Genomic DNA, 25,391 nt, shown 5'->3' with positions numbered 1-25,391 from the left:
GTGCTTGGCTATACATTTATGTATGGACCAACCGGATCGCCATGACATTGGCTGGGAGCTGTACCGTTCGTACCTCGGCGTGCTGCGAGAGGGCTCCTTGTCGGGCGCCGCGCGGGCCCTGGGGGTGACGCAGCCCACCGTGGGCCGCCACATTGCCGCGCTGGAGCAGGCCCTGGGGCTGGTGCTCTTCACGCGCTCTCCGCAGGGCCTGCTGCCCACCGAGGCCGCGTTGGCCCTGTGCAGCTACGCCGAAGCCATGGGCCACTCTGCGGCGGCGCTGGTGCGCGCGGCTGACAGCCAGGGCGACGGCGTGCGCGGCACGGTGCGCGTGAGCGCCAGCGAGGTGATGGGGGTCGAGGTGTTACCGCCCCTCCTTGCACAGTTGCAGGCCGAGCACCCCGCATTGACGGTGGAGCTGGTGCTGAGTAACCGCGTGCACGACCTGCTGCAGCGCGAGGCCGACATCGCCATCCGCATGACCGAACCCCGGCAGGACGCGCTCATCGCCCGCCGCGTGGGCACCATCCCGCTGGGCCTGTATGCCCATCCGCGCTACATCGCCGCCCAGGGCATGCCCGCCACCCTGGCCGAGCTGGCGCAGCACCGCCTGATCGGCTTTGATGCAGAAACCCCTTTTTTGCGTGCGGCCCAAAAGGCCCTGCCTGTGTGGCGGCGAGATCGGTTTGCCGTGCGCAGCGACAGCGATGTGGCGCAGCTGGCCTTTGTCCGCGCTGGCGCCGGCATCGGCATTTGCCAGGAAGCACTGGCCCGGCGCAGTGCCCCCGCACTCGTGCGGGTGCTGCCGCAGCAGCTTCAATACGGGCTGGAGACCTGGGTGGTGATGCACGAGGACCTGCGCACCAGTCCGCGCTGCAGGCGCATGTTTGATGCGCTGGTGGTTGGGCTGGAGCGGTACCTTGTCGAAGGACTAGGCAGCGACGAATCGGCCGACTAGTCCGCTGAATCGGATGGGTGTGGAAGGCGGCGATCTATTGGGCAGCTGAAGATGCCCATGGAAGTACCTTGGGAGCCGTTTTTTCAACGGCCTTTGTTGCTAATAGCCTGCGTGCCATTGCGCTGCACCGCCACCGTTTTCACCAGGTCCCAGGCCGCCTGCGCCACGGGCGAGAGCGCGCGGTGCCTTCGGTGTACCAGCATGATCTCGCGGTCCACGCGCGGCACCAGGGGGCGCACCGCCAGCTGTGTCAGGCCTTCTGGCGGGAGCGCCAGGGTGGGGATCACCGAGATGCCCAGGCCTGCGTCCAGCATGCGGAAGATGGTGGTGGGGTGGCCCACCTCCTGAGCCACCGCGCACGTCACGCCGTGCTCGGCCAGGGCGCGGTCGATCAGGCGGCGGCTGCCGGATTCGTGATCCAGCAGCACCAGTGCTTCGCCCTGCAGGTCGGTCCAGCGCACCTTGCGTTTGCCCGCCAGCCGGTGGTCGGGCGGGCAGGCCAGGCAGAAGGGTTCGGTGAGGATGGTCTCGCAGTGCAGCGCCTCGCGCTCGCTGGGGTCGATGACCACGCCAAAGTCCACCTCGCCCGACAGCACGCTGGCCAGCACTGCGCTCTGGATGCGGTCCAGCAGCACCAGCTCCAGCCCAGGCAGGGTGCGCTGGCAGTCGGCGATGCAGTCGGGCATGAGGTTGGCCGACAGCGTGGGGCTGCTGGCCACACGCACGCGGCCGCGCCGCTCGGTGGCCAGTTCCCGCACGTCCAGAAGCGTGTTCTCCAGCTCCTCCAGCACACGCGGCAGGCGTGCCGACAGGCGCTGGCCTGCATCGGTCAGCGTCACTTCGCGCGTGGTGCGGTTGAGCAGCTTCAGGCCCAGCTGGGCTTCCAGCTCGGTGATGCAGCGGCTCACGGCCGGTTGGGTCAGTCCCACCGCATCGCCGGTGCGGCTGAAGTTGCGGGTGGCGGTCACCGACTGAAACACGTGCAGCTGGCGCAGGGTGATATTCATGCGCTCGAATCATAAATCCATCAGAGAAATCCATTTCTCTTTGGAATCAGGCTGCGGTCCAATGCGTGTCTTTGGGGTTTGTGTGCCCCATGTTCTTTTGCATTTTTTGCGCTGCTGCTGCGCTGTCACCCATGGCCCGTTCCCGTTTTCTCCCCGACAACTTCACCCTGGCCTTGCTGGGCACCGTCACCCTCGCCAGCGTGTTGCCTGCATCGGGCGTGGCGGCCCAGGCGCTGGAGGGGATCACCGTGGCTGCGGTGGCGCTGCTGTTCTTCTTGCACGGGGCCAAGCTCTCGCGGGACGCCATCGTGGCGGGGCTCTCGCACTGGCGGCTGCACCTGGTGGTCGTGGGCACCACGTTTGTGCTGTTCCCGCTGCTGGGCTGGGCGCTGCGGCCGGTGCTGCTGCCGCTGGTCACGCCCGGGCTTTACACCGGCATCCTGTACCTGTGCGTGCTGCCAGCCACGGTGCAGTCGGCCATTGCGTTCACGGCCATGGCGCGCGGCAACATGCCGGCGGCCATCTGCAGCGCGTCGGCATCGACCCTGCTGGGCATTGTGATCACACCGCTGCTGGTGGGGCTGTTGCTGCCCGAGGCGCAGCAGCAGGCAGGCGCTGCGCAGCATGACACGCTGGCCAACATCGGCCGCATCACCTTGCAGCTGCTGGTGCCCTTTGTGGCGGGCCACCTGCTGCGTCCGTGGATTGGCGGTTTTGTGCAGCGCCGGGCGGCAGCGCTCAAGCTGGTGGACCAGGGCTCCATCCTGCTGGTGGTGTTCACCGCCTTCAGCGCTGCGGTGGTGGAGGGGCTGTGGCGGCAGCTGCCAGCGTCTGCGCTGCTGGGCCTGGTAGTGGTGTGCGCCGTGCTGCTGACCCTGGCGCTGGTGACCACCACCTGGGTTGCGCGGCGCATGGGGTTCTCCAAGGAGGACGAAATCACCCTGGTGTTCTGCGGCTCCAAGAAGAGCCTGGCCAGTGGTGTGCCTATGGCCAAGGTGCTGTTTGCGTCGCACGCGGTGGGCGCCATCGTGCTGCCCATCATGGTGTTCCACCAGATGCAGCTGATGGTGTGTGCGGTGTTGGCGCAGCGCTATGCGCGGCGCAGTGCGTAGACGCTAGTTTGCTATCTTTTGTATAGCTGCAGGCGCATAGGGAATATGCGCCTGCAGCCCAATAGGCTTCAACTTTGTTCGTTGAGCGTGCGTAGGCGGCTGGGCGCCAGGGCGCCGGCCGATTCCAGAATGGGGTAGGCCACCGAGCACAGCAGCGAGTTGATGCGCTTGAGCTCGCTGATCAGGTCGATGTGCAGTGAACTGGTCTCGATGCTCTGCACCGTGTTGTCTGACAGGCGTGCCAGGTGGGTAGCCGAATAGGCGTGTTCCAGGTCGCGAAAGCGCGCTTTTTCTTCGAGCAGCTTTTGTGCGTCGCGCACGCTGCCGTTCAAGAACACGCTCATCGCCAGCCGCAGGTTGTCGATCAGGCGGGCGTGCAGCTCGTTGATCTCTTCCATGCCTGCCTCGGAGAACTGGCGGCCCTTCTTGATCTTCTTGTCCTCGATGTCGATCAGCACCCGTTCGATAATGTCGCCGATCTGCTCCATGTTGATGGTGAAGCTGATGATGTCGGCCCAGCGGCGGCCCTCGCGTTCGTCCAGGGCCTCGCGCGAGATCTTGGTCATGTAGTACTTGATGGCCGAGTACAGGCCGTCCACCTCGTCATCGAGCTTGCGCAGGTCTTCTGCCAACTGCAGGTCGTCCGTGCGGATCACCTTGTGCAAGCCCAGCAGCATTGATTCGACCACGTCGGCCTGATGCAGGGCTTCGCGCGCCGCGCATGAGATGGCGAGCGATGGTGTGCCCAGGGCGGAGGGGTCCAGATGCTGGGGACGGGTGCCTGCGGCAGCCTGCGCCTTTTCAACCGGCAGCAGGCGCTGCACAGCCCGCGCCACCGTACCTGTCAGGCCAATGCAGACGATGCCCACCACGATATTGAAGGCCAGGTGGAACAGCACCACCAGGGCGGCGGTTTCGGGCACGTAGGGCCGCACATGCTGCAGCCACAGGCCGGTGAGCGGCGTCATGATGAGCACGCCAATGATCTTGAAGAACAGATTGCCCAGTGGCACCTGGCGTGTCTGCACATTGGACTTCATGGTGGTCAACACCGCCAGCACACCGCTGCCCAGGTTAGCGCCCAGCACCAGACCCAGCGCCACATCCGCCGGAATACCGCCCGAGCCCGCCAGCGCCGCTGTGAGCAATACGGTGGCGAGGCTGGAGTACGCCACGATGGCCAGAATGGCGCCGGTAAAAATCTCCAGCAGCAGATCGCTGGTGAGCGCGCCCAGCAGGGTGCGCACGGTGGGCGACTGGGTGAGCACCGTGGTCGATTCGGTGATGAGGCGCAACGCCAGCAGCATCAGCCCCAGGCCGATCAGCACCCGGCCCACGCGGCCCACGGCGGTGTCCTTGCGCGAGATGAACAGCACCACGCCCACAAAGATGAACAGGGGCGACAGCCACGACAGATCCATGGAGAACACCACGGCCATCACGCTGGTGCCTACGTCAGCGCCCAGCATCACGGCCAGTGCCGCAGGCAGGCCCACCAGGCCCTGGCCCACAAAGGACGACACGATGAGCGCGGTGGCCGTGCTGGACTGCACCACCGCCGTCACGCCAATGCCGGAGAGCACAGCGGTGAAGCGGCTGCTGACGCTGTGCGCAATCAGCTGGCGCAGGTTGGCGCCGAATACGCGCAGGATGCCGGTGCGCACCAGGTGGGTGCCCCAGATCAGCAGCGCCACGGCTGCCAGGAGATTGAGGAGATGCTTCATGAAAACCGTTGTTTCTTCTTCTTGTGATGGGCGCAAACCCTGCGATGACCAGACCCAGGGGCCAATGCAAGAACCGCGCACACCGGGCTGTCATAAAACTGACACATAAGCATACTCCTGATTCCATAGCGCTGGAGCAGGTGCCCATGTCGGCGCTGGGTGCGTTGCTGCGCACAAACAGCACGGCCCGCATGCAGCGGGCCGTTCAGGGGGAACAAAGCCAGCGTGGCCTCAACGCTCGCGCCGCACCCGCAGCAGCTCGTCCAGGATCAGGCAGGCCGCACCCACCGTGATGGCCGAGTCCGCCAGGTTGAACGACGGGAAGTACCAGCCCGCGTAGTGGAACTGCAAGAAGTCCACCACATAGCCGTGCATGAGCCGGTCCACCACGTTGCCCACTGCGCCACCCAGAATGCTGGACAGCGCAAAGCTGAACAGCTTCTGGCCCGGGTGCGCGCGCAGCTGCCACACGATGAAGATCGTGGCCGCCACGCCGATGCCGGTGAACAGCCAGCGCTGCCAGCCGCCCGCGTCCGACAGGAACGAGAACGCTGCGCCTGTGTTGTGCGCGCGCACGATGTTGAAGAAGCTGGTGATGAACGTGGAGTCGCCCAGCTGGTAGTGGTTGAGGATCAGCGTCTTGGTGATCTGGTCGGCGCCCATCAGCAACACCGCCCATGCCAGCCATGGCCACATGCCCGCGCCGGTGCGTCCGGCCTGTGCTGTGCGCGTCATCACGCGTGCGCCCGGCTTTCGCCGTCGCCGTGGAGGTTGCTGGTGCAGCGGCCGCAGATGGTGGGATGGGCGGCATCGCTGCCCACATCACTGCGGTAGTGCCAGCAGCGCTCGCACTTCGCGTCGGAGCTGGGCTTGACGCTGATCTGCAAAGCGCTACCAGCTACTAATTCAATAGCGGAGGTGATGAAGACGAACTTGAGGTCATCGCCCAGGCTGGCCAGCAGTGCGCGGTCCTCCGGCGCAGCCGTGAGGGTGACGGTGGCCTGCAGCGAGGAGCCCACCTGACCGGCGGCGCGCAGCGCTTCGATCTCCTTGTTCACCGCATCGCGGATCTCGCGGATGCGCGCCCACTTGGCCAACAGGCCTTCGTCGGCACCCGCACCCACGCCCGCCACGTTGCCGTAGGTCTCCAGGAAGATGGAGTCGGAGCTGCCAAAGACCTTCCACGCCTCTTCGGCCGTGAACGACAGGAACGGCGCCATCCAGCGCAGCATGGCGTGCGTGATGTTGTAGAGCGCCGTCTGCGCACTGCGGCGCGGCGGGCTCTTGGGCGCCGTGGTGTACAGGCGGTCTTTGAGTACGTCGAGGTAAAAGCCGCCCAGGTCTTCCGAGCAGTACAGCTGCAGCTTGGCGACCACGGGGTGGAACTCGTACACCTTGTAGTGCGCCAGCACCTCGGCCTGGAACTCGGACGCGCGCGTGAGCGCGTAGCGGTCGATCTCGAGCATCTGGTCAAACGGCACGGCATCCTTGGCCGGGTCGAAGTCGCTCACGTTGGCCAGCAGGAAGCGCAGCGTGTTGCGGATGCGGCGGTAGGCGTCCACCACACGCGCGAGGATCTTCTCGTCGCCCGCGATGTCGCCCGAGTAGTCGCTGGCGGCCACCCACAGGCGGATGATCTCGGCGCCCAGCTTCTTGTTGATCTCCTGCGGGTCGATGCCATTGCCCAGCGACTTGCTCATCTTGCGGCCCTGGCTGTCCACGGTGAAGCCGTGGGTCAACAGGCCGCGATACGGCGCGCGGCCTTCCAGCGCGGATGCCAGCAGCAGCGAGCTATGGAACCAGCCGCGGTGCTGGTCATGGCCTTCGAGGTACAGGTCGGCCTCAGGGCCGGTGTCATGGTGCACCTCGGGGTGCGTGCCGCGCAGCACATGGCTGAAGGTGGACCCGGAGTCGAACCACACTTCCAGGATGTCGGTGCTCTTGGTGTAATGCGGCGCGTCTTCGGCGCCCAGGATCTCTTCGGTCGTCACGCGGCTCCAGGCCTCGATACCGCCCTTTTCCACGATGTCTGCGGCCTGGTCCATGATTTCCATGGTCCGCGGGTGCAGCTCGCCCGAATCCTTGTGCAGGAAGAACGGGATGGGAACGCCCCAGCTGCGCTGGCGTGAAATGCACCAGTCCGGCCGCCCGGCGATCATGTCGTGCAGGCGGGCCTTGCCGTTCTCGGGGTAGAAACTGGTGTGCTCGATGGCATCCAGGGCGATCTGGCGCAGCGTCTTGGCGGGCTTCATGCCGGGCTGGGTGAACACGCCTTCGCCTTCGTCCATGCGCACGAACCACTGTGCGGCGGCGCGGTAGATCACCGGCGTCTTGTGGCGCCAGCAGTGCGGGTAGCTGTGTGTGATGTCCTTGGTGGTCATCAGGCGGCCTGCGTTGCGCAAGGCTTCGATGATCACAGGCACGGCCTTCCAGATGTGCTGGCCGCCGAACAGCGGGAAGTCGGCCGCGTAGGTGCCGTTGCCCTGCACGGGGTTCAGAATGTCGTCGAGCGCCATGCCATGCGCGCGGCAGGAGTTGAAGTCTTCCAGACCGTAGGCGGGCGAGGAGTGCACGATACCCGTGCCGTCGTCGGCCGTGGCGTAGTCGGCCAGGTACACGGGCGAAAGGCGCTTGTAACCCTGGGTTCCGTCCTCGCTCTTCACGTCGTACAGCGGGTGTTCAAATTCCAGGCCGCCCAGGTTCTTGCCCAGGGTGGTAGCCAGCACGCTGCCGGTGAGGCCGTAACGCTCCAGGCACGACGCCACCAGCGGCTCTGCCACGAGCAGGATGCGCTCGCCCGTGTCCACCAGCGCGTAGCTGATCTCGGGGTTCAGGTTCAGCGCCTGGTTGGCAGGGATGGTCCAGGCAGTGGTGGTCCAGATGACCACAAACGCATCCTTGGCCAATGCGGGCAGGCCAAAGGCGGCTGCCAGCTTGGCGGGGTCGTGCGACTTGAAGGCCACGTCCAGCGTGGTGCTCTTCTTGTCCTGGTATTCGATCTCGAACTCGGCCAGCGAAGAGCCGCAGTCAAAACACCAGTACACGGGCTTGAGGCCTCGGTACACGAAGCCACGCTCCATCACACGTTTGAACGCGCGGATTTCGCCCGCCTCGTTGGCGGGGTTCATGGTCTTGTAGGGGTTGTCCCATTCGCCCAGTACGCCCAGGCGCTTGAAGTCCACCATCTGCTGCGCGATTTGCTCGGTGGCAAACGCACGGCTCTTGGCCTGCATGTCGTCGCGGCTCAGGTTGCGGCCGTGTTTCTTCTCGATGGCGTTTTCGATCGGCAGACCATGGCAGTCCCAGCCAGGTACGTACAGCGCGTCAAAGCCTTCCAGCTGGCGCGCCTTGGTGATCATGTCCTTCAGGATCTTGTTGACCGCGTGGCCCATGTGGATCTGGCCGTTGGCGTAGGGCGGGCCATCGTGCAGGATGAACTTGGGCGCGCCCCGGCGGGCGTCGCGCAGGCGCTTGTAGACGCCCTGGTCTTCCCAGTCCTTCACCCAGCCCGGCTCGCGCTTGGGCAGGTCGCCGCGCATGGGGAAGGGGGTGTCGGGCAGGTTCAGCGTGCTGCGGTAGTCCGTGGCGGTGGATGCGGGGGTACTGGCGTTGTCGGACATGAAGGAGCCTTAAAACGGGGCATTCCGGGGCAGGCCCGGAGCAATGCGGGGAAACAGGGGGCGAAACGCGGGAGGTGTAGTGCCTGCAGGGCAGGCGCTGCGCAGGCAGCCCCCTAAATTCGGTCGCGCGTGGTCTGGCGCCGGGTCTCGGTGTGGTTGGGAGCGGCGTGGGCCGATGCAAAGTAGGCGCGCGCATCCGCACAGTCTTTCGCGATACCCGTCGTCAGGGCGTCCAGACTGTCGTACTTCAGTTCGTCGTGCAGTTTGTGCAGTAGTTCCACACGCACGATTTTACCGTACGCCCCTTCGGCACCCAGTTCGGCAGGCCAGTGCAGGCAATGGGTTTCTAGCAGCACGCGGCCGCCGTTCACGTCATTGGGGTCCAGGGAGGGGCGCACGCCCAGGTTGGCCACACCCGGCAAGGGCTCGCCAGCGAGACCATGCACCAGTACGGCAAAGATGCCGCTGGCGGCGGGTTTCCAGTGCGCAAACCGCAGGTTGAGGGTGCGAAAACCGTCGCCCGCGCCTTCTGCCGTAGCGCCCAGTTCGCGCCCCAGCTTGCGGCCATGCACCACATGGCCGCTGATGGTGTAAGGCCTCCCCAGCAGGCGTGCGGCCGCTTCCATGTCGCCCACCGCCAGTGCCTGGCGCACGGCGGAACTGGACACGCGCAGGCCGTGCACCTCGTAGCTGTTCATGCGCGCTACGTCGAAGCCCTTGGCTTGCCCGGCCGCGTCCAGCATGGCGTAGTCGCCCGCTCGCTGGCGGCCAAAGCGGAAATCGTCGCCCACCAGCACGTAGCGGGCGCCCAGGCCGCGCACCAACACCTCGTCGATGAAGGCCTCGGGCGACTGTGCGGCCAGTCGCGCGTCAAACGGTAGCACCACAGTCTGCTGCACACCGCAGCGTGCCAGCTCGGTGAGCTTGTCTCGCAGGGTGCCGATCCGGGCTGGTGCGAGTTCCGGCTTGTGGTGTGCACCGGCAAAGTAGTCGCGTGGGTGGGGCTCGAAAGTGAGCACACAGCTCTCCACCCCCCGGTGTGCGGCCTCGCTGTTCAACAGGGCCAACATGGCCTGGTGACCTCGGTGTACGCCATCGAAATTACCGATGGTCAGCGCGCAGGCGTCAGCGATGCCAGGGTGGTGGAATCCGCGAAAGATCTTCATCGGTTTGTTATCTTTTTGATAGCGGTCTGTGCAAGCGCAATAAGCGCAGGACGCCAATTTGTCATGAAAACGGAGTATATTGTGACCCACGGCTGGCCCCGCGCAGGGCTGCCCGCGAGACATCTGCGTTCCGATCCTTGTGTACTTTGTGTTCCAGGAGGCGTGTTTTGAAGGTCTTGAAGCTGTCAGCCCAAGGGCTGCCCCAATCGTGGATTTCGCTGGAGCAGGCGGTCATTCATTACGCCGCCGGGGAAGTGCGCTGGGAGTCTGGTGCACAGATCGCCCGGTTCCGGGGCGGGCACAACGCCATCTCGGGTGAGCAATCGGTGATCGCCATCAACAGCATCATCGGTACCAAGGGCGTGCCCAGCATCAATCCGTTCGAGCTCAAGCCCAGCCTGACCAACAGCAAGCTTTTTGCCCGCGACCGCAATGTGTGTGCCTACTGCGGCGGGCACTTTCACGAAGAAGACCTGACGCGCGAACATATCGTGCCCTTCGCCCGCAATGGCCAGGACCACTGGATGAACGTGGTCACGGCCTGCCGCCCTTGCAACCACCGCAAGGGCCCCCGCACCCCAGAGCAGGCGCACATGCCGCTGCTGTATGCGCCCTATGTACCCAGTCTGTGGGAAGACTTCATCTTGCGCAACCGGCGCATCCTGGCCGATCAGATGGAGTTCTTGATGGCGCACGTGCCGAAGTCATCGCGCCTGCTGGCTTAGGGCTCCTTTCGCGCGTCCTTGCAGCCGCTGACGTGGCTGCCGTGGTTAGCCGTTCGTGTAAGTGGTTCATTTCAGAGAGATTTGCGTGCCATTGCTACGGGACCGTAGAAGGGGCGTCATAACCTGTGCTCTGGGTGATTTCACTTGCCACCCCCAATCGGTATCAGCCCATTTTTCGAGTCAATCGAGCAAAACTGGGGCCTGGCCGGGCGCGACCGGCAGGAGCTCACCCAGTCGAACCAATGCCTGCATCGTGTTGTCTGCGTTTTATGACAGTGCCCCCTCCTGAAAAGGATGCATGCGGATTCCGAGACATCGATATGCGGACCCGGTCGCGCGTCAATGCAGCACGCTGATACCTGTACATCCGACGCGTTCGCGAGCCTCGGTCGGGGCTTGAGGTTGGAGGGGGCGCTATGGCTTCCATCTCAAAAGGAGCGCGGCGGATGGCTGGCGCTTGCCAGGTTTCGCGTCTGCCCTGCTAAGGCGTTCGGCTGGCTTCCGGCCTGGAAGTATCGAGCACCGTGCGTGAAGGGGTTTCACCTTGTCCACCAGCGCTTGTCCGCCTGCTCTGTGTGTGTGCACCGGTCAGGGTGTTGTTATCTGCGGGATTGAATGTTAACTATTGTCAAACATGTATCAATAGTTAATTGAATCTCGCTATGCTCCCGTGGCGGCCCCTTTTTAGAGGCCGTGGCTCCGTGAATGGGCTAGCTCAGCGCTAGCCGTCGGGGGCAATTGGGAGGGGCGCCTGCAACTGGGTGGCCTGATCGAAAACAAGAAACGAAAGAGCGAATTCCATGAAGGACGACTGGATGCCGGTGCAGGTTGCACGCGGTCGCGGGCTGCTGCGCGATTTTTCTAACGTATTGCGGAGCGCCGCAGTTGCGTTGCTTGGCGGTGTGATGATGACCCAGGCTGCTATGGCTGGTGTGGTCAACGGGGGGTTTGAAGACTCCACTGATTTTGCGGGATGGACCAAGCAGTCCTACAACTTGCAGACGGGGGGGATCGCCACATTTCCACCGACGCAAAAGTCGCATCTGAACTTGTCGGCGCCCGTATCCACGTTTGATCTGTCTGCGGTTCTGCGCGGCTCCTCGGAAAGTCTGAACGACGCCAACACCAATGGGTTGTTGAAATTTCCTCGTTGGGGCAATGCTGTCGCGCGCGTTCACAACCAGTTCGGGGCTGATCCCGGCTCTAACCAGGACAAGGCCAGTTCGATCGAGCAGACAGCCACGATGACGCTGGCGGATGTGGATCCTTCTGACGGCAAAATCCACTTGCGTTTTGCCGCCGCACCCGTTTTGCGTGCACCCGCCCACGCTGACAACTTGCAGCCGTACTTCTTCATTCAGGTGACCAATGTCACCAAGGGAACTACGCTGTTCACTACTTTCAATTTCTCGAATCAGCCCGGCATTCCCTGGCAAAGTGGCGTGGGCGACTACAAGTTCACCGATTGGCAGGGTTTTGATATCGCGCCCGGCAATGGTTTCCTGGACGTAGGGGACTCCGTCAAGATAGAAGTGATTGTCGCCGGGTGCCAGCCCAGCGGGCACGAAGGTCATTTGTACCTCGATTCCGTCGGCGCGTTCATTCAAGGTCTGGCTGTTACCGCAGTGGGGCCCACCACGGCCAAGCCGGGTGACCAGATTACTTACACCTACACCTACACCAATAACAGTGGGGTGATATCCAACAACACGACGGTGACAGCAGTGATGCCCAAATCGGGCAACAACCTGGATACCACCTTTGTGTCCATCCAGCCGAATGGCGGTACTTGCTCGCTGCCGACCGTGGGGACGGCAGATGCGCCGGTGGTTTGCAATTTCGGTACCCTCAACAACGGGGCCAGTGGTTCGTTCACGCTGACAGTCACGATTCCGTCGGGTGCGAGTACCTCCAGCCCGACCAACGTGGTCAACAACGGCAACTACAAGATCGCATCTGACGGCACCAGTGCGTTCCTGGGGCCTCTGTTCCAGACCCAGGTAGTGCCGTTGGCAAGTTCTTTGACCGATCTGGGTATCACCATTTCTGATGGAGGCGTCTCAGCTGTGGCGGCGGGCAGCACAGTCACCTACACCGTGGTGGTGACCAACAACGGACCTACCGCTGTGGTGGCTGCGCCCGTCTCGCAAACTGTGTCCGGATTGGGCGCGGTCGCGTGGACCTGTGTGGCCAACTCTGGCGCAGCTTGTGGTGCCGCTAGCGGGGCGAACTCCATCACGGACGCCCCCTCATTGCCGGTCGGCGCCTCCGTCACATACACGGTCACAGGTACTGCAGGTGCCGCAGGAACCACGACATCCACCACGGTGAATGTCGCGGCTCCCGCGGGTGTCACGGACAGCAATGCAGCCAACAACGCCGCAGCGGATACCAATGCCGTAGGCACCCTGTACGCTGTAGGCCTTTCGAAAAGTGGCACGGGTACTGGCACCGTGACCAGCGTTCCAACAGGGCTCAGCTGTGCAGCTGCGTGCACATCTGCATCCATGAGCGTGGCAAATGGAACCACGACGATTCTGTCTGCAGTCGCTGCACCGGGCTCCGTTTTCACCGGTTGGTCGGGGGCGGGATGCTCGGGAACGGGGACTTGCACTGTCAACGTGTCGGGCGCTAGTGCCAACGTCATCGCTACTTTTGCGCTGGTTCGTACGGTCACACCAGTGGTGGGCGCTAACGGCACCATCACGCCGGGTACACCTACAACGGTGGTATCTGGCTCCACGGTGACATACACCATCAACCCCGATCCGACCTACGCTCCGCTGATCACCGGGAACTGCCCTGGTGTGCTTTCTGGCAACCAGTACACCATATCCCCCGTGAATGCTGATTGCACTTTCAACGTGGCATTCACCAACGCAACGGCCACCGTGACTTCATCCGTCAATGGTGGTAACGGTGGCATATTGGCTGCTGGTGCACAGACGGTGGCACTGGGTTCGCAACACACGTTCACCCTGACGCCCAATGCGGGCTACGTGGCGCGTATTTCGACAAGTGGAACCTCTTGCCCGGGAAGCCTGGTGGGGAATACCTTCACCACGAATGCGATTGCAGGCAGTTGCACAGTGGTTGCTTCGTTCGTGTCCGCCTCCAGCATTCCCACCTTGTCGGAGTGGGCGCTCATCGTGATGGCCCTGGCGCTTGCTGCTCTGGGGTTGCAGCGACTGCCTGCAGGTCGCAGACTCACGCACTGATCCGTCTATTCTTCATTGCTGCGGCATGCCCGATGCCCACCTCGATCGCAGGTGGGCATTTGGTTTTTGGTCTGTCCGCAGCGCACTCGGATGCAAGTATGAAAACTTTCGCCACCTTGGCCCTGGCTGTTGTTGTGAATCAGGCCGCGTGGGCGCAGACTCTGCCCACACGCAAGGCAGGACTCTGGGAGGTATCTATCCGCCCCGAGGGTGCTGCAGATACTGCGGTGCTTAAAGTATTGCAGTGCACGGACCGCGCAACCGATGCGCTGACGTTGATGTCGATTGCGCCGGGGCAAGAAAACTGCGGCAAGCCTGGTGTTGCGCGGCTCAAGGAAAAAGGACATCGCATTCGCACCGCCTGCCATGTGCACGAACAGCGCGTGGATACCGTCATGGAGTTGAAGGGTGACCTGATGTCACGCTATGAAGGGCGTCTGGAAACTCGATACCCCAGCATGGTCTCCCAAACACCACCGCCCAAGGTGTTTGAAGGGCGGTGGCTGGGTGAGTGTCGCGCAGGGATGCGGCCCGGCGACATGCTCTTGCCCAACGGTGTCACGGTGAACGTGGTCGATGATCGCAGGCGCGCAGAGGAGCGTCAGGACCATCACGACCACAAGGGACACAAACACTGAATGTGCCTGGCTCCCGTTGCCACACACTTGGTTGCTTGAATGAAGGGCCTGTCGGCAGACAGGCGGTGGGCAATGGGTGTGTTGCCCATTCAGCCTTTTGGAGGCAGCCCCTGCGGGCTGCTTTTTGCTTTTATTGGCTGACTTCCAGCATGACGACGTGGCCTTGCGCAGCAGGCCAAGTCTGCCCCGCCACCCGTTCTCCGTTGAATTCGCCCGCAATGCTGCGCACGCCCCCAGCGGGCTTGACCTTGGCAGATGCCACGCCGGCGCCAGCGGGCACGCCCGCAGGCACTGCACCATCCAGCAGCATCTTGTCGCGCGCCGGGTCCAGGTAGCCGCGCGGGCGGGTCAAGGTCACAACGCTCTCGGCGCCCTTGTCGGCATCGGCCATGCGTTCTGCGCGCAGATGGATGAGGTCACTACTGCGCGGAAAGCCGCTGCGGTAGATGTGGGTGGTGGCATATCCAGGTGCGGTGATTACGAACTCGATGGGTGCGCCGGGTGAAACCGTCAGTGGACCCCATTGGCCATCTGCACCCACTGTCTTTCGCAGCAGCGGGTTGCCCGTGCGAGCACCAGTGGCGGAGTCGGTGGCGTACACCTCAAGCTGGGCACCCGCCAGGGGCAGGTTGTTGCTGAAGTTGCCGGTCTTGGGGTCGGCAGAGTCCACCCCCAGGCCCGTGACCTTGCCGTTGAGCACTACGGATTTTTCCGCGGCGATCTCGGTCCGTGCGGGGGCCTTGCCGGTGATGAAGCGGTAGGTGGCTTCAAACGCAGCGGGGGAGTACGAAGTCTCGCGGTGGTCGATGCGCGGAATCACTACGTTGGTGGCGCCCTTGAGTTCGGGGCCGGTGGCGGTCACGTTGGTGGGTGTGCCTTTCTGGCCGATCCACAGTCCGTCGGGCTGGGCGAACTTGTCGTTGTTGTCCGAGCGGATGGTCAGCCATTTCACCGGGCCGCTCACTTCGTCGCCCGCAGCGTTCTTGGGGGCATTCAGCGCTTTGAGGAACGGGCCTGTGCCCGAGAACTCGTTGCCTTCTCGGAACCCCGGTATCGCCCACACGCCGTGGTTGGGTGTGCCGCCGAGGATTGCGTGGCTCACCGTCTTGTCGCCGCCCCCGTTGTAGATGTAGTTGCGGATGGCATTGCCGCCGCGCGAGTTGCCGACCAGCACGACCTGGCGGGCGCCTGTGGCTTTGAGCACCTTGTCCACTTCGGCCTTGAGGTAGGCCATGTGCTCTGCGGCCGAGGTGCGGCCCGGCTGGGGCTTGGCGTCCTCATCGCGCGACAGGGGGTAGGGCACGTCGATGGCGTGCAGGCGCTCGCGGGGCCAGCCGTTGGACTCGAACCGCCAGACGGTGGTCTGCCACAGCGCGGCGGTGTCGCCGTTGCCATGCACAAAGACGATGGGCGGTGCTTCTGCCAGGCTGGGGCTCTGGGTGGCGCAGCCTGCCAGCGCCAGGCCGGCGGCCGCAGCGGCTGCCAGCAAGAGGGATCGGCGTGGCAACAGGAATGCGTGATTCATGGGGGAGTCTCCAAAAAGAAAAAATGCCCGTGGACTGGGTAATCCACGAGCATCGTTTGCGGGTGTTACGCGCCTGCGTCAGTTCACATCAGGCAAACACGCCCGCCGTGTCTTGCATGCGGGCGGATACTTCGCCCAGATGGTGCAGCGTGTCGCCAAAAGTCACTTCCAGCTGCGTGAGCTTCTTGAAGTAGTGGCTCACGATGTATTCGTCCGTCACGCCAATGCCACCATGCAGTTGCACCGCTTGCTGGCCGACAAAGCGCATCGATTGGCCCAGCTGTACCTTGGCGCGGGCCATGGCAGCACGGCGTTCGGCGGCGGGGGCGCCCAGCTTCAGGCTGGCGTAGTAGCTCATCGAGCGGGCCAGCTCCAGCTGCATCTTCATGTCGGCCACGCGGTGGCGCAGCGCCTGGAAGCTGGCAATGAACACGCCAAACTGCTTGCGCTGGTTCATGTATTCGACCGTGATGGCCACGGTCTTGTCCATCACGCCCACGGCTTCGGCGCAGGCGGCGGCAATGCCGGTGTCCACGGCCAGTTCCAGCGCGGCCAGGCCGTCGGTGGTGATGAGCGTGGCGGGCGCGTTGGCCAGCTGCACTTCGGCGGCGCGGCTGCCGTCTTGCGTGACGTAGCCCTGCGTGGTCACGCCGCTGGCAGTGCGCTCGACCAGGAAGAGTGCAATCTTGCCGTCGAGTTGCGCAGGCACGATGAAGGCGTCGGCCTTGTCGCCAGTGGGTACTACGCTTTTGATAGCTGTAACCGCATATCCTGATTGCGCTTTGTCCGCTTTTGCATCGCAAACGTCCAGGCGGTAGCGCGCCTTGCGCTCCTGCTGGGCCAGCACCAACAGGGCTTCGCCGCTGGCCACGCGGGGCAGCCAGGCGCCTTGTACGTCGGCCGGTGCGTAGTGCGACAGCACGCTGCTGGCGATGAAGGCTTGCGCAATCGGCTCCAGCACAATGCCGCGGCCCAGTTCTTCGGCCACGACCATCGCATCAATGGCGCCCTGGCCCATGCCGTCGTGCGCTTCGGGCACGGTGAGGGCGGTCAGGCCCAGCTCGGCCAGTTCGCCCCAGGCGGCGCGGTCAAAACCGCCTGCGGCCACGGCAGCGCGGCGGCGCTCAAACGTGTAGCCCTTGTCCACCCACTTGCGCACGGCGTCGCGCAGTTGTTCCTGGTCGTCAGAAAAATCGAAATCCATTTGTCTCTCCTTGTGCCGGTTGTGGCGCCATGGCGCCCTCAACAACCAGCGAAGCTCTATCGGGAACCCCCTCCCGGAGGGGGCACGGGGGAGCAGTCCTGTCGCGCAAGGCGCGGACCGTACTGGGCGTCAGCCCAGAACGGTCTGCGCGACGATGTTGCGCTGCACTTCGTTGGAGCCACCGTAGATGGTCGTCTTGCGCAGGTTGAAGTAGGTGGATGCCAGCGGTGCGTTGGCGGTGACGCCGCCGGGGAAGTTGCCCTGCCAGCCGGCTTCCATGGCCTCTTCGATGAAGGGCATGGCAAAGGGGCCAGCGGCCAGCATCATCAGCTCGGCGTAGCGTTGCTGGATCTCGCTGCCCTTGATCTTGAGCAGGCCCGCGATGTCGAGCGAGTTCTTGCCCGACTTCTCGGCGGACAGCACGCGCAGCACCAGCATTTCCAGAGCGACGATGTCCACTTCGAGCAGGGCGATCTGGTCCCGGAAGCGCAGGTCATCCCACACACCTTCGGTCTTGGCGATGCGCTTCAGGCGTTCCAGTTCGCGCTTGCTGCGGTTCACGTCGGCGATGTTGGTGCGCTCGTGGCTCAGCAGGTGCTTGGCGTAGGTCCAGCCCTTGTTCTCTTCGCCGATCAGGTTCTCGGCGGGCACTTCGACGTTGTCGAAGAACACTTCGTTCACTTCGCACTCGCCGTCCAGCAGCTTGATGGGGCGCACAGTGACGCCCTTGGACTTCATGTCCACCAGCAGGAAGGAGATGCCGGTCTGGGGCTTGCCCTCGGTGCTGGTGCGCACCAGGTTGAACATCCAGTCGCCATGCTGGCCCAGGGTGGTCCAGGTCTTCTGGCCGTTGACGATGTACTTGTCGCCCACGCGCTCTGCGCGGGTCTTGACGCTGGCCAGGTCCGAGCCCGAGCCCGGTTCGCTGTAGCCCTGGCTCCACCAGACTTCGCCGCTGGCGATGCCGGGCAAAAAGCGCTTTTGCTGCTCGGCGTTGCCAAACGCCATGATCACCGGGGCCACCATCACGGGGCCGAAGGGGATGATGCGGGGCGCACCGGCCAGCGCACACTCTTCTTCAAACAGGTGCTTTTGCACGGCCGTCCAGCCCGGGCCGCCAAACGCTTTGGGCCAGCCAAAGCCCAGCCAGCCTTTTTTGCCCAGAATCTTGGCCCAGCCCTGCATGTCCTCGCGGGTCAGGCGCAAGGCGTTGTGGACCTTGTGAGAGATTTCTTTGGGCAGATTGGCGTGAACCCAAGCGCGAATCTCTTCGCGAAAGGCCTGCTCTTCGGGGGTGAATGCGAGATCCATGCGGTGCGTCTCCTAGTGATACTGCATTTGTAGCACGGTCGTTCGTTTTATTCCTGTCCGGGTGGCGACATTGGACTGAAGTCAGGGGAAATGCCCAGCTCGGCGCACAGGCGCTGCACGGTGTTGCGCAGGCTTGCCACTTCGGCCTCCAGGGCGTCCACACGGGCCTGCAGCGCAGGCGATGGGCTGGCGCCCGCACTGCCTGCGGGCGCATGGCTGGCGGTGGTGTCCACCGGCCCGCACATCAAATGCGCCCAGCGTTGCTCGCGCGCGCCGGGAGCGCGGGGCAGCTGCACGACCAGCGGGCCACCCTTTTCGGCACTGCGCTCCTGCAACTCGTCCAGAAAGGCTTCGACCGACGAAATGTCCGCAAACCGGTACCAGCGCTCAGCGTTGATGCGCAGCTCACCCGCCGTCTGCGGGCCGCGCAACATCAGCAAGCCCAGCAGCACGGCCGACTGCTCGGGCACGCCCACGCCACGCTGAAAGTTGTGCTCCCAGCGTGTGGTGCGGTTGCCGCTGCTCTCAAACGCCAGCGTCAGCAGCTTGAGTGAATCCAGTGCCTCCTGCGCCTCGGCGTCACTCAGGTTCATCACCGGGTCGCGGCTGGTTTTCTGGTTGCAGCCGGTGACCAGGCCGTTGAGCGACATGGGGTAGCTGTCGGGCACGGTGCGCGCCTTTTCCATCAGGGTGGCGAGCACGCGGGCTTCGTTGGGTGTCAGGGGACGGGTGGTGGGGTCGAAGGGCATGAGGAGGCTGTCGGGCTTGGGGTTGGCGCTGCGTTGTGCGACAGAGTATGCAGGCTAGGCGCCCAGCGCAAGCTGCACTGGCTGTGCAGCGAGCATGGGCAACGCCGCCTGCGTGCTCTGTCGCACAACCCTTCGGGCCGCCGCCTGGGGCCGCCATGCTGCGTTGCGGGTTCGTTGTGTGGCTGGGCCACACGGCCTCACCCGCGCCTTGCCTGGCACCCCCAGGCGGTGGCGCAGCGCCAACCCCATGCTCGACAGCCTCCTAGATAATCCGTGGCAATTTATGAAGAACATCGTCATTTTGATCTCTGGCGGCGGCTCCAACATGGCCACCATCGTCCGCACGGCACAGCAGGAGCGCTGGGAGCAGCGCTACGGCGCCCGCGTGGCGGCCGTCATCAGCAACAAACCGGAGGCCGCCGGGCTGGTGTTTGCGCGCGAGCAGGGCATCGCCGCCGAGGCGCTGGACCACAAGGCGTTTGCCAGCCGCGAGGCTTTTGATGCCGAGCTTGCGGCCACCATCGACCGCCACCAGCCTGCCCTGGTGGTGCTGGCGGGGTTCATGCGCATCCTGACGCCAGGGTTTGTGGCGCACTACGCCGGGCGGCTCATCAATATCCACCCTTCGCTGTTGCCGGCCTTTACCGGGCTGCACACGCACCAGCGCGCCATCGACGCGGGCTGCAAGTTTGCGGGCGTGACGGTGCACCAGGTGACGGCCGAGCTGGATGTGGGCCCCATCCTGGACCAGGCCGTGGTGCCGGTGCTGCCGGGCGACACCGCCGAGACGCTGGCCGCCCGGGTGCTGACCCAGGAGCATGTGATCTACCCCCGCGCCGTGCGGGCGCTGGTGCGCTCCCTGTAGGGGGTGAGGTCGGGGCGAGGCAGGGCCGTGCGCGTGGGGTGCCCACCGCTCCCACGCTGGCAGGGAATTTGCTACTGAATTTATAGCAACCAAGGCATGATGCACTAGCGCATCTGGCCGATTTGGATCAGATTTCGTGTCCCAGGGCCCATCCACCAGCCCCCGGGGCCGGTTTCTGGCTCGCACAGCTCGTCAACTGACGGGCGAATCGCACTGTGCGGCCAGAAATCAGGGGTGCCCGGAGGGCGCCGCCGGGTCGTTCACACCTTGTCAGGCCACGGCGCTCAGACTGCTGGTATTCGACGCCGTGCGCCAGTCGCTGGCGGCGCGTTCGTACTGCTGCCGCGCAAAGTCGGCCAGCCGCGCCAGGTCGTTGCGGCCGGTGGACTCGGTCCTGGTGGTGGACTGCACCTGGCTGGTCAGTTGGTCGATGAACGCCTTTGACTCGCTGGCGCTGATGCTGGCATCGCCGTCGGTGTCGATGGCGTTGAACAGCGCGGTGATGGCGTCCTGCTCGGCTGTGCTGGTTCCGCCCGCCAGGCGCTCGGCGGCGGAGACCTTGCCATCCTCGTTGGTGTCCAGGGGGTCGTAGCTGGTCGCCGAGCTGCTGTCGGATGCGGCTCCTGCGCCACCTGCACCCCTCGGACCACCCGGACCACCCGGAGGTGCTGGCATGCCGCCCATGGCCTGCATGCCATCGGCACCCGCGCCGGGGCCTGAGGGGCGACCCGCATCGAACTCGGCCTGCGTCAGGCTGCCATCACCATCGGTATCCAGCTGACTGAACACGTCGTCGCTGCTTACGCCGGTCTGGCTGGCGGTGCCGCCGGACATGGCCTCCAGCAGGGCCTGCAGCTCGGTCTTGCTCACGGCGCCATCGCCGTCGCTGTCCACTTTGCCAAACAGGTCGTCGCCCGCCTGGCCGGTGGCGCTGGTGGCCGAACTGCTGCCTTCGCCACCGCGCGACTGGGCAAATGCCATGGTGGAGGGGGGCGGTGGCAGCACGCTTTGCAGAGTCTTGCCCAGCTCGTCGGCGTTCAGGCTGCCGTCGCCGTTGGCGTCGTATTGCTTCACCAGGTCGGCCGCGCTGGTCTGGCTGCTGACGCCGGTTTTCTTCGCCACGTTGTCCAGCAGGCCCTGCAATTCGGTGTCGCTCACGCCGCCGCTACCGTCGGTATCGATCTTGGACAGCAGCCGCTCCGGCGAAGGCCCCGGGCGCGATGCCCGCTGCACGCTCGCACTGGACCAGGCACTGCTGACGCTACTGATGGTCGTCATCGTTGTTCCTTTCGTTCCAAAGGTGGACCGGTGCCGGGCCCTCCACTGCGGAAGCCCTCAGCCATGGCCCGATCCCATTCTTGGGTGCGCGTGTCTCCAGGGTTTGTCCGCTTTGTACCAAGGCCGATACAAAGGGCAGATGCAAGGCATGAACAGGGGGGCAAAGGCCCGCCAGATTGCCCCGAGCAGGGTGCGCAGCCTCCCTAAACTTGGTGCGTTCTTTTGTGCCTGTGCCTGCCCATGCAACACATCCTGGTGGTGGACGACGATGTCGAGATCACCACACTCCTCACCGACTACCTGACCCGCTTTGGCTATGCCGCCCACGCGGCCTGTGACGCGCAGACGATGCGCGCCCAGATGGCCGCCCAGCCCATCGGCCTGGTGGTGCTGGATGTGATGCTGCCCGGCACCGACGGGATCACGCTGGCAAGGGAGCTGCGTGAGCGCTCGCGGGTGCCCATCATCATGCTCACCGCGCGCGCCAACCCGTATGACTGCGTGCTGGGGCTGGAGATGGGCGCGGACGATTACATGGGCAAACCCTTCGAGCCGCGTGAGCTGGTAGCCCGCATCCAGACTGTGCTGCGCCGCACGCGCGGCGCCGAGGCGCCTGTGCGGCAGGGCCCCGACGAAGTGGTGCGGTTTGATGGCTGGACGCTGCACAGCCTGGAGCGGCATCTGGTGTCGCCCGGGGGCATGGTGGTGCCCTTGTCGAATGCCGAGTTCCGTTTGCTGTGCACCTTTTTGCGCATGCCGCGCCGCGTTTTCAGCCGCGACCAGCTCATGGAGCAGGCCCGCGGCCGGGCCATGGATGCATTCGAACGCAGCATCGACCTGCTGGTGTCACGCCTGCGCAGCAAGCTTGCGGACGACCCGCGGTCGCCTTCCATGATCCGCACCGTGCGCGGTGCCGGGTATCTGTTCAACGTGCAGTCGCTGCAAGGGCAGGTAGGGTGGCCCCACTGACGCCCACGCAATCGCAGCTGCGCGCTGCAGTCCAGCGCTGCACGCCTGACACCCTGTTTGGCCGGCTCGCTCTGCTGCTCATCGCCGCCGTCATCGTGAGCCATGTGCTGGCGCTGACGCTGATGTTCGAGCTGCGCCCTGCCCATCCAGGCCACCCGCCTGGCCCGCCGCCGCACGCATTGGCGGCCGATGGGCGCCCATTGCCGCCGCCGGGGCCCGCACCGGGCTTGTGGAACGCACCACCGTCGCTGCAGCTGGGCCTGTTGCTGGACATCAGTGTGCGCCTGGCCGCATTGGTGGCTGCAGCTTGGTGGGCTGCGCGCTGGCTGTCGCGCCCCATGCGCCGGCTGGCCACGGCCGCACAGGAGCTGGGGCGCGACATCCACCGCACCCCGTTGCCCGAGGACGGCACGCTGGAATGCCGCGACGCCAGCCGTGTGTTCAACCAGATGCAGGCGCGCATCCGCCAGCAACTGGCCGAGCGCGACCGCTTTGTGGCTGCCGTGTCGCACGATTTGCGCACGCCCCTGACGCGGCTGCGGCTGCGCACCGAAGGCCTGGGCGACGCCCAGGCGCAGCAGCTGTTTCGGCGCGACATTGCCGAAATGGACGCCATGATTGCCTCCACGCTGGATTACCTGCGCGGCGTGGCGGGTGCGGAGGCTTGGGTGCATCTGGATGTGCAGGCCCTGGTGGACAGCATGGCGGACGACCAGGTGGCGATGGGCCACTCCGTCACCGTGGCGGGGCAGGCTGCCCCCTTGCGCGTGCAGGCCGTGGCACTGCGGCGTTGCCTGGACAACCTGGTGGGCAATGCCGTGCGCTACGGCGGCAGCGCCGAGGTCACGCTGCACGATGCGGCAGACGCCCTGACCATCGAGGTGCGTGACCACGGCCCGGGCCTGCCGCCCGAGGAGCTGGACCGGGTCTTGGAGCCCTTCTACCGTGTGGAGGCCTCGCGCAATCGCCAGAGCGGCGGGGTGGGGCTGGGGCTCACCATCGCCAGCGACATCGTGCGGCGCCACGGTGGCCAACTGGCGCTGCGCAATGCACCGGGCGGTGGGCTGGTGGTGGCCGCAGTGTTTCCGCGCGCTGTCGCCGGATATCAGTAGGGCTCAGGCTGCGGGAGCTTCGCCCTCCCATTTTTCAAACCGGGGGCGCAGCACGCCATCGATGAGCACTTGCTCCTCAAACATGGCGGCGGGCCGCACCCACAGGCCGCGCCGGCCATACAGCGCGCGGTACAGCGTCATGGGCTCCAGCGTCTCGCTGTGGCGCACGGTGTCGATCACTTCGTAAAGCATGCCCTTGTAGTGGCGGTACAGGCCGGGTGGCGTGCGGATGAGCTCGGGCAGGTCGTCGTCGGTCATGGTATTGCGGTGGCGTGAATGGTTAGGATGGCGGCTGAAAAAAATCAACCAGAGTGAGGGACGCCCGTGGATCAGGCAGATTTTGTGCACATGGTGCGCATGAGCGAGCATGCCAGCGCCGAGAACAGCCGCGCCTATCGCCGCAGTGTGGCTGCGTTTGCCGCCCTGGGTTATGCATGGGTGCTGGGGTGTATGGCACTGGCCGTGGGTATTTTGCTGTGGGTGGTGCCCCAGTTGCTGCAGGGGCGCTTTCGTTTCGCGATGCTGTGGGCCCTGCTGGGTGCAGGGGGGCTGCTGTGGGTGAGCCTGCGTGCGCTGTGGGTGCGGTTTGATGAGCCCCAGGGCGTGGAGATCACAGCACTGGATGCCCCCGACCTGTTTGAAGCGCTGGCGCGCATCCGCCGCAAGATCAAGGGCCCCCCCATCCACAAGGTCACGCTGACCGACGAGTTCAATGCCAGCATCCAGCAACTGCCGCGTTTTGGGCTGCTGGGCGGCGCTGTCAATCACCTGAGCATTGGCCTGCCGCTGTTGATGGCACTTGACCGGCCGCGGTTCCTGGCGGTGCTGGCGCACGAGTATGGCCACCTGCGGGGCGACCATGGCCGCTTTGCGGCCTGGATCTACCGCACGCGCCTGTCGTGGATGCGCCTGAACCACAGCCTGGCCGACGATGAAGGCCCGGTCGCTGCCGCCACCCAGATGTTCATGCGCTGGTACTTTCCGCGTTTCTCTGCCAAGACCTTTGCGCTGGCCCGCCAGGATGAATACGAAGCCGACCGGATCGCTGGCAAGCTGCTGGGCCGCGACGTGACCGCTGCGGCCCTCGCCGAGATCGAGATCCGGGGCGCGTGGCTGCAGGCAGAGTTCTGGGGCAGCCACTGGTGTGCAGCGGCGGGCAATCCGTTGCCGGTGGGCCCTTACCGCAGCATGCGCCGTGCCCTGGCCAAGGCCCCCGATGCAGCCTTTGCCAACGACGCCTTGCGCCAGGCGCTCAAGCGCCTGAGCAATCTGGACGACACCCACCCCGGCCTGCGCGACCGCATTGAGGCACTGGATGCCACGCCCACGCTGCCCGACTGGTCGCGCGGCAACGCTTTGGCCCTGTTGGGGCCGGATGCCAAGCGCTGGGTGGCACATTTCGACAAGCAATGGTGCCGCGACAATGCCAGCGAATGGAAGCAGCACCACGCCTGGCTGGGGCGCGTGCGCGCACGCGCCGAGGCCCTGGGTGCATCGACGGCACAGAGCAGTGCGGCCGACCTGGTGGAACTGGCCCGCCTCAAGCGCCACCTGGACCCGCATGCCGATGTGCGCGCCCTGTACGAGCTGGCCTTGCAGCGCAGCCCCGAATACCCCGCTGCGCTGCGTGGACTGGTGCCTTGCCTGGCGGACGATGATCGGGAGGGCAAGCTCCAGCTGCTGCACCGGTTGTGGGAAACAGGCAGCAGCGACCGCTACTGGGCCGCGCGCACGGCATTGGCCGAGCTGGAGACCCCGCGCCTGGGGCTGGACCACGATGCAGCCGCCTTCAAGCAGTGGCGCAAGCGGCTGGAACGCGCGCAAGAATCCGAAGAGCGGGCCTGGGAAGAGCTGTCGGGCACCTCGTTCTTCAGCCAGATCGTGCGGCATGACCTCAGCTCCTTCGAGCTGGCCGAACTGCAATCCGAACTGGCCCGCTGCGCTCCTCTGGCCCGCTGCTGGCTGGTGCGCAAGAACCTGCGCGAGTACCCCCAGCGCAGGGCCTACCTGGTGTTTGTCGAGCTGCCGGGCATGGACGATGAAAGCCGCTATCACCTGTGCCGCGCGCTGGAGCGCAACCTGAGTCTGCCGGGGCCGGCGCTGGTGCTGTGGGCGGGCGAGTCACCGACGCTGCAGCAGATCGAGCGCTCGGCGTTCGAGCCGATCTATACCCGTTGACGCCCAGGCCGCGCATGGAGCGAATTGGCCGTTGA

The 25,391-nt window shown here is 64.9% G+C and carries 20 protein-coding genes; 9 read left to right on the top strand and 11 right to left on the bottom strand.

Annotation, left to right across the window (positions count from 1 at the left end):
- Positions 1-22 precede the first annotated feature (22 nt).
- Positions 23-955: a LysR family transcriptional regulator gene (locus C8C96_RS21090; protein ID WP_121943529.1), complete on the top strand. Its 933-nt coding sequence runs from the start codon at positions 23-25 to the stop codon at positions 953-955.
- 83 nt (positions 956-1,038) lie between these two features.
- Here the strand turns inward: C8C96_RS21090 and C8C96_RS21085 are convergent, their stop codons facing one another.
- Complete coding sequence (locus tag C8C96_RS21085; protein ID WP_121943528.1) at positions 1,039-1,962, bottom strand: LysR family transcriptional regulator; 924 nt, start codon at positions 1,960-1,962, stop codon at positions 1,039-1,041.
- Between the two features lie 131 nt (positions 1,963-2,093).
- Between C8C96_RS21085 and C8C96_RS21080 the strand changes: the two genes are divergently transcribed.
- Positions 2,094-3,074 (top strand): bile acid:sodium symporter family protein, encoded by a 981-nt coding sequence (locus C8C96_RS21080; RefSeq protein WP_121944125.1) that lies wholly within the window; start codon positions 2,094-2,096, stop codon positions 3,072-3,074.
- Between the two features lie 68 nt (positions 3,075-3,142).
- On the opposite strand, the gene C8C96_RS21075 is transcribed toward C8C96_RS21080, so the two are convergent.
- From C8C96_RS21075 to C8C96_RS21060, 4 genes are all read right to left on the bottom strand, one after another.
- Positions 3,143-4,798, bottom strand: coding sequence for a Na/Pi cotransporter family protein (locus C8C96_RS21075; protein ID WP_121943527.1), 1,656 nt, complete (start codon positions 4,796-4,798; stop codon positions 3,143-3,145).
- Positions 4,799-5,029: 231 nt separating this feature from the next.
- Positions 5,030-5,533, bottom strand: coding sequence for a signal peptidase II (gene lspA / locus C8C96_RS21070; RefSeq protein ID WP_121943526.1), 504 nt, complete (start codon positions 5,531-5,533; stop codon positions 5,030-5,032).
- Positions 5,533-8,418 carry an isoleucine--tRNA ligase gene (ileS, locus tag C8C96_RS21065; protein WP_121943525.1) on the bottom strand — a complete coding sequence of 962 codons (2,886 nt, stop codon included), beginning with the start codon at positions 8,416-8,418 and terminating at the stop codon, positions 5,533-5,535. Before ileS ends, lspA begins: the two co-directional genes overlap by 1 nt.
- 113 nt (positions 8,419-8,531) lie before the next feature.
- Positions 8,532-9,584: a bifunctional riboflavin kinase/FAD synthetase gene (locus C8C96_RS21060; RefSeq protein WP_121943524.1), complete on the bottom strand. Its 1,053-nt coding sequence runs from the start codon at positions 9,582-9,584 to the stop codon at positions 8,532-8,534.
- Positions 9,585-9,751: 167 nt separating this feature from the next.
- Here C8C96_RS21060 and C8C96_RS21055 point away from each other — a divergent pair, with 167 nt between their 5' ends.
- From C8C96_RS21055 to C8C96_RS21045, 3 genes are all read left to right on the top strand, one after another.
- A complete protein-coding gene (locus C8C96_RS21055; RefSeq protein ID WP_055401504.1) occupies positions 9,752-10,309 on the top strand; it encodes an HNH endonuclease in 558 nt (185 codons plus the stop codon).
- A gap of 800 nt (positions 10,310-11,109) precedes the next feature.
- Positions 11,110-13,527 carry an IPTL-CTERM sorting domain-containing protein gene (locus C8C96_RS21050; protein ID WP_121943523.1) on the top strand — a complete coding sequence of 806 codons (2,418 nt, stop codon included), beginning with the start codon at positions 11,110-11,112 and terminating at the stop codon, positions 13,525-13,527.
- A 98-nt stretch (positions 13,528-13,625) separates the two neighbouring features.
- The gene (locus C8C96_RS21045) at positions 13,626-14,165 is read left to right on the top strand and encodes a DUF3617 family protein (protein WP_121943522.1); all 540 of its coding nucleotides are present in this window, start codon (positions 13,626-13,628) and stop codon (positions 14,163-14,165) included.
- Between the two features lie 130 nt (positions 14,166-14,295).
- On the opposite strand, the gene C8C96_RS21040 is transcribed toward C8C96_RS21045, so the two are convergent.
- The 4 genes from C8C96_RS21040 to C8C96_RS21025 all read right to left on the bottom strand — a co-directional run bounded on the left by C8C96_RS21040 (position 14,296) and on the right by C8C96_RS21025 (position 18,954).
- A complete protein-coding gene (locus C8C96_RS21040) occupies positions 14,296-15,690 on the bottom strand; it encodes an alpha/beta fold hydrolase (RefSeq protein ID WP_199737507.1) in 1,395 nt (464 codons plus the stop codon).
- 88 nt (positions 15,691-15,778) lie between these two features.
- Positions 15,779-16,894 (bottom strand): acyl-CoA dehydrogenase family protein, encoded by a 1,116-nt coding sequence (locus tag C8C96_RS21035; RefSeq protein WP_121943521.1) that lies wholly within the window; start codon positions 16,892-16,894, stop codon positions 15,779-15,781.
- A 129-nt stretch (positions 16,895-17,023) separates the two neighbouring features.
- Entirely contained in the window at positions 17,024-18,205 is a 1,182-nt protein-coding gene (locus C8C96_RS21030) for an acyl-CoA dehydrogenase family protein (RefSeq protein WP_121943520.1), read from the bottom strand.
- A 47-nt stretch (positions 18,206-18,252) separates the two neighbouring features.
- Entirely contained in the window at positions 18,253-18,954 is a 702-nt protein-coding gene (locus C8C96_RS21025; RefSeq protein ID WP_121943519.1) for a YceH family protein, read from the bottom strand.
- Between the two features lie 283 nt (positions 18,955-19,237).
- On the opposite strand from C8C96_RS21025, the gene purN reads away from it, so the two are divergent.
- Complete coding sequence (purN, locus tag C8C96_RS21020) at positions 19,238-19,819, top strand: phosphoribosylglycinamide formyltransferase (RefSeq protein ID WP_056061020.1); 582 nt, start codon at positions 19,238-19,240, stop codon at positions 19,817-19,819.
- Positions 19,820-20,089: 270 nt separating this feature from the next.
- On the opposite strand, the gene xopAW is transcribed toward purN, so the two are convergent.
- Positions 20,090-21,097, bottom strand: coding sequence for a XopAW family type III secretion system calcium-binding effector (xopAW, locus tag C8C96_RS21015; protein ID WP_121943518.1), 1,008 nt, complete (start codon positions 21,095-21,097; stop codon positions 20,090-20,092).
- 240 nt (positions 21,098-21,337) lie between these two features.
- On the opposite strand from xopAW, the gene C8C96_RS21010 reads away from it, so the two are divergent.
- Positions 21,338-22,066, top strand: coding sequence for a response regulator (locus C8C96_RS21010; protein ID WP_056061026.1), 729 nt, complete (start codon positions 21,338-21,340; stop codon positions 22,064-22,066).
- Positions 22,054-23,178, top strand: a complete 1,125-nt coding sequence (locus C8C96_RS21005) for an ATP-binding protein (RefSeq protein ID WP_121943517.1) — start codon at positions 22,054-22,056, stop codon at positions 23,176-23,178. Before C8C96_RS21010 ends, C8C96_RS21005 begins: the two co-directional genes overlap by 13 nt.
- Positions 23,179-23,181: 3 nt before the next feature.
- On the opposite strand, the gene C8C96_RS21000 is transcribed toward C8C96_RS21005, so the two are convergent.
- Positions 23,182-23,436 (bottom strand): DUF1653 domain-containing protein, encoded by a 255-nt coding sequence (locus tag C8C96_RS21000; RefSeq protein WP_121943516.1) that lies wholly within the window; start codon positions 23,434-23,436, stop codon positions 23,182-23,184.
- A gap of 66 nt (positions 23,437-23,502) precedes the next feature.
- On the opposite strand from C8C96_RS21000, the gene C8C96_RS20995 reads away from it, so the two are divergent.
- Positions 23,503-25,356 (top strand): M48 family metalloprotease, encoded by a 1,854-nt coding sequence (locus C8C96_RS20995; protein WP_121943515.1) that lies wholly within the window; start codon positions 23,503-23,505, stop codon positions 25,354-25,356.
- Positions 25,357-25,391: the final 35 nt, after the last annotated feature.

This window comes from Acidovorax sp. 100 (assembly GCF_003688355.1).
Taxonomy (GTDB): domain Bacteria; phylum Pseudomonadota; class Gammaproteobacteria; order Burkholderiales; family Burkholderiaceae_C; genus Acidovorax; species Acidovorax delafieldii.
This window is presented reverse-complemented; position numbering and strand designations above follow the sequence as displayed.

Bases quoted from the DNA above. Each gene is read 5' to 3' on its own strand.
- C8C96_RS21090 (WP_121943529.1), top strand. From the start codon at position 23: ATGGACCAACCGGATCGCCATGACATTGGCTGGGAGCTGTACCGTTCG.
- C8C96_RS21030 (WP_121943520.1), bottom strand. From the start codon at position 18,205: ATGGATCTCGCATTCACCCCCGAAGAGCAGGCCTTTCGCGAAGAGATT.
- C8C96_RS21040 (WP_199737507.1), bottom strand. From the start codon at position 15,690: ATGAATCACGCATTCCTGTTGCCACGCCGATCCCTCTTGCTGGCAGCC.
- C8C96_RS21050 (WP_121943523.1), top strand. From the start codon at position 11,110: ATGAAGGACGACTGGATGCCGGTGCAGGTTGCACGCGGTCGCGGGCTG.
- C8C96_RS21000 (WP_121943516.1), bottom strand. From the start codon at position 23,436: ATGACCGACGACGACCTGCCCGAGCTCATCCGCACGCCACCCGGCCTG.
- C8C96_RS21045 (WP_121943522.1), top strand. From the start codon at position 13,626: ATGAAAACTTTCGCCACCTTGGCCCTGGCTGTTGTTGTGAATCAGGCC.
- xopAW (WP_121943518.1), bottom strand. From the start codon at position 21,097: ATGACGACCATCAGTAGCGTCAGCAGTGCCTGGTCCAGTGCGAGCGTG.
- C8C96_RS21025 (WP_121943519.1), bottom strand. From the start codon at position 18,954: ATGCCCTTCGACCCCACCACCCGTCCCCTGACACCCAACGAAGCCCGC.
- C8C96_RS21010 (WP_056061026.1), top strand. From the start codon at position 21,338: ATGCAACACATCCTGGTGGTGGACGACGATGTCGAGATCACCACACTC.
- C8C96_RS21075 (WP_121943527.1), bottom strand. From the start codon at position 4,798: ATGAAGCATCTCCTCAATCTCCTGGCAGCCGTGGCGCTGCTGATCTGG.
- C8C96_RS21035 (WP_121943521.1), bottom strand. From the start codon at position 16,894: ATGGATTTCGATTTTTCTGACGACCAGGAACAACTGCGCGACGCCGTG.
- C8C96_RS21080 (WP_121944125.1), top strand. From the start codon at position 2,094: ATGGCCCGTTCCCGTTTTCTCCCCGACAACTTCACCCTGGCCTTGCTG.
- purN (WP_056061020.1), top strand. From the start codon at position 19,238: ATGAAGAACATCGTCATTTTGATCTCTGGCGGCGGCTCCAACATGGCC.
- ileS (WP_121943525.1), bottom strand. From the start codon at position 8,418: ATGTCCGACAACGCCAGTACCCCCGCATCCACCGCCACGGACTACCGC.
- C8C96_RS21085 (WP_121943528.1), bottom strand. From the start codon at position 1,962: ATGAATATCACCCTGCGCCAGCTGCACGTGTTTCAGTCGGTGACCGCC.
- C8C96_RS21060 (WP_121943524.1), bottom strand. From the start codon at position 9,584: ATGAAGATCTTTCGCGGATTCCACCACCCTGGCATCGCTGACGCCTGC.
- lspA (WP_121943526.1), bottom strand. From the start codon at position 5,533: ATGACGCGCACAGCACAGGCCGGACGCACCGGCGCGGGCATGTGGCCA.